Raw genomic sequence first — 5,709 nt, 5'->3', positions numbered from 1 at the left:
TTTTTTTTTTGCTATCAACCTACATTATTTTTTTAATCTGTGAATCTGTGGCAAAAAAAACAGTATTCAATAAACGGATAGTCATAAAAAATAATATCTTCGCTTCTGCGTTATATAGTTTTCAAAACGCCAAAATAAATGCAAAAAAAACACCTAATTCTTTTATTATTTACAATCTATACTTCGACTTATAGTCAAATAGGAGGGCAAAGCGTATATCAGTTTCTAAACCTCATTTCGTCGCCAAGACAAGCCGCATTGGGAGGAAAAACGATTACAAATTACGATTACGATGTCAACCAACCTTTATTTAATCCAGCAAGTATAAATACCGAAATGGATGGTCGTTTAGCCGTAAATTACGGAAACTATTTTGGAGATGTAACCTACGGAACAGGAGCTTTTGCTTATACATATGACAGACATGTACAAACATTACATGGTGGGATTACCTATATAAATTACGGAAAATTTGATGGACGAGATGAGTTCGGAGTAGCAACAGGAGAGTTTACAGGAAGCGAAATCGCACTTTCGTTAGGTTATGCTTATAATGTGCCTTTTACAAAATTATATCTCGGCGGAAACGCAAAATTTATCTCCTCAACACTCGAAAGTTATAACTCATTTGGAGTCGCCGCCGATTTGGCTGCCATGTATGTCGATGACAAAAACGACATAAATTACGGACTCGTAGTTCGAAATTTTGGAACACAAATTACAACCTATAATGGTACAAACGAAAAATTACCTTTCGAAGTCATAGCAGGAATATCACAAGAATTAGAAAACGTACCCATTCGTTGGCACTTAACGCTAGAAAACCTGCAAAAATGGAATGTTTCCTTCGCCAATCCCGCCAGAAGCCAACAAACTATCGATGGTGAAGCCACCGAAGAAAAAGTAGGATTTCTAGGAAACACTTTTAGGCACGTTATTTTTGGTGCCGAAATTTTTCCAAAAAAAGCATTTAGTTTACGATTAAGTTATAATTTCCGTCGTGCTGCCGAACTCAAAATCCTAGAGCAACGAACATTTTCAGGAATATCGGCAGGTTTCGGACTCCGATTCCGAAAATTCCGCTTCGATTATTCCTACTCACGATACACCCTAGCTGCAAACACGAGCTTATTCGGACTAACCATCAATTTGTATAACAACGAAAAATAATTTTTTTTGAAGCAGAATCCGTAAAGTCTTTAGGAAACAATATTCCTGCTATCGTTTTTAGTCTCGCCCGAAAAGGCGAGAGCTATCAGCTCTATCAGGGCTAAATACAAACTTTGCGATTTCTATTAAACATTTTAAAAAATTGAAAAAAATAACCATTGCCATCGACGGATTTTCCTCAACAGGGAAAAGTACATTAGCCAAACAATTAGCCAAACAATTAGGTTATATATATGTAGATACTGGTGCTATGTATCGTGCCGTAACCTATTATGCAATGCAAAATAATTACATCAATCACCAGGAGTTTAATCAGCAAGCACTCATAAACGATTTGCCAAAAATTAAACTTACTTTCCAGTTTAATCCAAATTTAGGCTTTGCTGAAATGTATCTAAACGATATTAATGTAGAAAACGAAATTCGCACCATCGAAGTATCTAGTTTTGTAAGTAAAGTTGCTGAGGTCTCACAAGTTAGAGCCAAACTGGTCGAGCAACAACAAGAAATGGGGAAAAATAAAGGCATCGTCATGGATGGTCGTGATATAGGAACTGTAGTTTTCCCAGATGCGGAACTCAAAATATTCATGACAGCCAGCGCACAAACACGTGCCCAACGCCGTTATGATGAAATGACCGAAAAAGGAGAAAATGTGTCATTTGATGCCGTTTTAAAAAATGTGCAAGAACGAGATTATATTGATACACATCGCGAGGATTCACCGCTTGTAATGGCAGATGATGCCATCGAAATAGACAATTCTCATTTGTCTAGAGAAGAACAATTTCAGGTTGTTCTTGATTTGGTTGATAATATTTAGAAAAATTTATTTGTAAAGTTATTTTTTATGTTAGTTTTACGTTTCTAAAAAATACTTAACCTATTTAAATACTAAAAAATGAACATAAAAAATAGATTAACAATCATGAGTTTTCTCCAGTTTTTTGTTTGGGGAGCATGGTTAATTACAGTTGGAAACTATTGGTTCGCAACAAAACAGTGGAGCGGAGCAGAGTTTGGAGCTATATTTTCTACTTTGGGACTTTCTTCTATTCTTATGCCAGCACTAACAGGTATTATAGCCGATAAATGGATAAATGCTGAAAAATTATACGGAATACTTCATATTTTAGGTGGTTTTGCTATTGCTTATTTACCTCAAGTTGACAATCCAACAGGTTTTTATTGGGTTATTTTTGCTGCTATGATGTGTTATATGCCAACAATTTCATTATCTAATTCGGTAGCATATAATATTCTTAAAAATAATAATTATGACATTGTAAAAGTTTTTCCGCCTATTAGGGTTTGGGGAACAATAGGTTTTATTGCCGCGATGTGGTTAACAAATTTATCTGGAAATAAAGCGTCTGTAAATATGTTTTATATTTCTGCTTTTGCCGCAATAGTTTTAGGAATTTACTCGTTTACGTTGCCTAAATGTCCGCCACAAAAATTAATTTCCGAAAGCGATTCATTTCTTAAAAAATTAGGACTAGACGCATTTAAATTATTTGGAACTTATAAAATGGCATTATTTTTTATTTTCTCTATGTTTTTAGGTGGCGCTTTGCAATTAACGAATATGTATGGAGATACTTATTTGTCTGAATTTTCCAAAGTCCCTCAATACGCCGATTCATTTGTAGTTAAATATTCGACTATTATTATGTCAATTTCTCAAATATCGGAAACTTTATTTATTCTTGCCATTCCGTTTTTCTTAAAACGTTTTGGTATCAAACAAGTTATGCTAATTAGTATGTTGGCTTGGGTTCTAAGATTCGGATTATTTGCTTATGGAAATCCAACTGACGGATTATGGATGATTATTATGTCTTGCGTTGTGTACGGAATGGCATTCGATTTCTTTAATATTTCGGGTTCATTATTTGTAGAAACCACAACCGATTCTAAAATGCGTTCTTCAGCTCAAGGATTGTTTATGATGATGTCTAATGGCTTTGGTGCTTTTTTTGGCGGAATAATAAGCGGATTTATAATTGATAAATATTTTACAATAGATGGACAACGAGATTGGCATAGTATCTGGTTAGCTTTTGCAGCTTATGCTCTTGTAGTTGCAATATTATTTGCTGTTTTATTTAAGCACAAACACGACCCAAAAGATGTGGAGAGTATAACACACTAAAAAAAATAATATAAAATTGTTAAGAAACGCAACAGGTTTTAAAATCTGTTGCTTTTTTTTATGGATTCCCGCCTGCGCGGGAAAGACAGGTCTACAATTGTTTTTTGATATCACGAAGCTAACAGTGCAATTTCTTTGGAACTGTCTTTCTAGTAAAAGCGGAAAACTATTTGCTACTTTAAACATTTTTTGTCTCCTAAAAAAGCTAATAATATTTCTAGCCCTGATAGAGCCAAATATCCTTTTTGTTTTGTGCTTCAACATGCTCAGCATGACAATACAAAAAGATGTAGGCGAAAGCGGGAGAATGTTTCCTAAAAAACGAACTGTTTCTTGCTCCTAATAATAAGTTGGTCAACTATTTGCGATTACAAAAAAAAGCATTACTTTTGCAGTCCAAAATGCAGAGTAGAGTTTCGTTTGGAAATTAAATTTATTTATGTAAAACACTTTTGTTTTTCTATCGCGTAAAGAAACTCACGAAAAACAAAATACAAATTTTTATCAGCATGTCTGAAACATTAAAATCACAAGAACAGTTTTTAGCAGATTTTAACTGGCACAATTATTCTGAAGGAATAGATCCAGTTGATGCAGCAAACTTAAGAGAATTTGAAGAATTAGTAGCAAAAACATTTATCGCAACAGACCAAGAAGAAGTTGTAGATGGTGTTGTTGTTAGAATTACTGACAGAGACGTTATCGTTGATATCAACGCTAAATCTGAAGGTGTTATTTCTTTGAACGAATTCCGTTACAATCCATCACTTAAAGTAGGTGATAAAGTTGAAGTTTTAATCGACATTCGTGAAGACAAAACAGGACAACTTGTTTTATCTCACAGAAAAGCTCGTACTATCAAAGCATGGGATAGAGTTATTTCTGCAAATGAAACTGGAGAAATTGTAAACGGTTTTGTAAAATGTAGAACTAAAGGTGGTATGATCGTTGACGTTTTTGGTATTGAAGCTTTCTTACCAGGATCTCAAATCGATGTTAAACCAATTAGAGATTACGATCAGTATGTAAACAAAATGATGGAATTTAAAGTTGTGAAAATCAACCACGAATTCAAGAATGTTGTTGTTTCTCATAAAGCGCTTATTGAAGCGGATATCGAAGTTCAGAAAAAAGAAATCATAGGTCAATTACAAAAAGGACAAGTATTAGAAGGTGTTGTTAAAAACATTACTTCTTATGGTGTGTTTATTGATTTAGGTGGAGTTGATGGATTAATTCACATTACTGACCTTTCTTGGTCTAGAATTAATCACCCAAGTGAAGTTCTTGAATTAGATCAAAAATTAAACGTTGTAATCCTTGATTTCGATGACGAGAAAACAAGAATTCAATTAGGATTAAAACAATTAAACGCTCACCCTTGGGATGCTCTAGATGCTAATTTAGCAATTGGAGACAAAGTAAAAGGTAAAGTAGTTGTAATCGCTGATTACGGTGCATTTATCGAAGTTGCTGAAGGTGTTGAAGGTTTAATCCACGTTTCTGAAATGTCTTGGTCTACGCACTTGCGTTCTGCTCAAGATTTCGTAAAAGTAGGTGATATCGTTGAAGGTGTTATCTTAACTCTTGACAGAAGCGAACGTAAAATGTCTCTTGGTATCAAGCAAATGACACAAGATCCATGGACTGATATTACTTCTAAATATCCAGTAGGTTCTAAACATACAGGTACAGTTAGAAACTTCACAAACTTTGGAATTTTCGTAGAATTAGAAGAAGGAATCGACGGATTGGTTTATATCTCAGATTTATCTTGGACTAAAAAAATCAAGCATCCATCAGAATTTATCACTGTAGGTGAGAAATTAGACATCGTAGTTCTTGAACTTGATGTAGATGCTCGTAAATTATCTTTAGGACACAAACAAACTACTGCTAATCCTTGGGACAAACATGAAGCTGCTTTTGCTGTTGGAACTATCCATAACGGTGAAATCGCTGAAATCGTTGAAAAAGGTGCTACTGTAGATTTTGGAGATGATGTTGTTGCTTTTATTCCTACACGTCACCTTGAAAAAGAAGATGGTAAGAAATTGAAAAAAGGTGATACTGCTGACTTCAAAGTTATCGAATTCAATAAAGAATTTAAAAGAGTTGTAGCTTCACATACTGCTATTTTCCGTGAGGAAGAAGAGAAAAATGTGAAAACAGCTTCAGATAATAATTCTAACTCTAATTCATCTTCATCTAACAACAATGCAGCTGCTGCAACGTTAGGAGATAACAATGATGTATTAGCTGCTTTGAAAGCTAAAATGGAAAAATCAGAGAAAAAATAATTCTCTAGTTTTTTTGAATATAGAAAGTCCCGAGGAATCGGGACTTTTTTTTGTACTGTATTGTCATTCCGAGGAAGGAGGAAT

At 34.2% G+C, this 5,709-nt stretch carries 4 protein-coding genes; all 4 read left to right on the top strand.

The genetic code is table 11. From position 1 onward, the window contains the following. Positions 1 to 138 precede the first annotated feature (138 nt). The 4 genes from porQ to rpsA all read left to right on the top strand — a co-directional run bounded on the left by porQ (position 139) and on the right by rpsA (position 5,625). Positions 139 to 1,170, top strand: a complete 1,032-nt coding sequence (porQ, locus tag ACH2BG_RS12030; RefSeq protein WP_395047937.1) for a type IX secretion system protein PorQ — start codon at positions 139 to 141, stop codon at positions 1,168 to 1,170. Positions 1,171 to 1,312: 142 nt separating this feature from the next. Beyond that, a complete protein-coding gene (gene cmk, locus ACH2BG_RS12025; RefSeq protein ID WP_395047936.1) occupies positions 1,313 to 1,993 on the top strand; it encodes a (d)CMP kinase in 681 nt (226 codons plus the stop codon). 78 nt (positions 1,994 to 2,071) lie between these two features. Next, on the top strand, positions 2,072 to 3,325 hold the full coding sequence (locus tag ACH2BG_RS12020) for a nucleoside permease (RefSeq protein ID WP_395047935.1): 1,254 nt from the start codon (positions 2,072 to 2,074) through the stop codon (positions 3,323 to 3,325). Positions 3,326 to 3,834: 509 nt separating this feature from the next. Further along, positions 3,835 to 5,625: a 30S ribosomal protein S1 gene (rpsA, locus tag ACH2BG_RS12015; RefSeq protein ID WP_395047934.1), complete on the top strand. Its 1,791-nt coding sequence runs from the start codon at positions 3,835 to 3,837 to the stop codon at positions 5,623 to 5,625. The last annotated feature ends 84 nt before the right edge of the window (positions 5,626 to 5,709 follow it).

The sequence above is a fragment of the Flavobacterium sp. genome, from assembly GCF_043779715.1.
Lineage (GTDB): Bacteria > Bacteroidota > Bacteroidia > Flavobacteriales > Flavobacteriaceae > Flavobacterium.
This window is presented reverse-complemented; position numbering and strand designations above follow the sequence as displayed.

Coding starts and splice junctions, on each gene's coding strand:
- porQ (WP_395047937.1), top strand. CDS start 139: ATGCAAAAAAAACACCTAATTCTTTTATTATTTACAATCTATACTTCG.
- ACH2BG_RS12020 (WP_395047935.1), top strand. CDS start 2,072: ATGAACATAAAAAATAGATTAACAATCATGAGTTTTCTCCAGTTTTTT.
- rpsA (WP_395047934.1), top strand. CDS start 3,835: ATGTCTGAAACATTAAAATCACAAGAACAGTTTTTAGCAGATTTTAAC.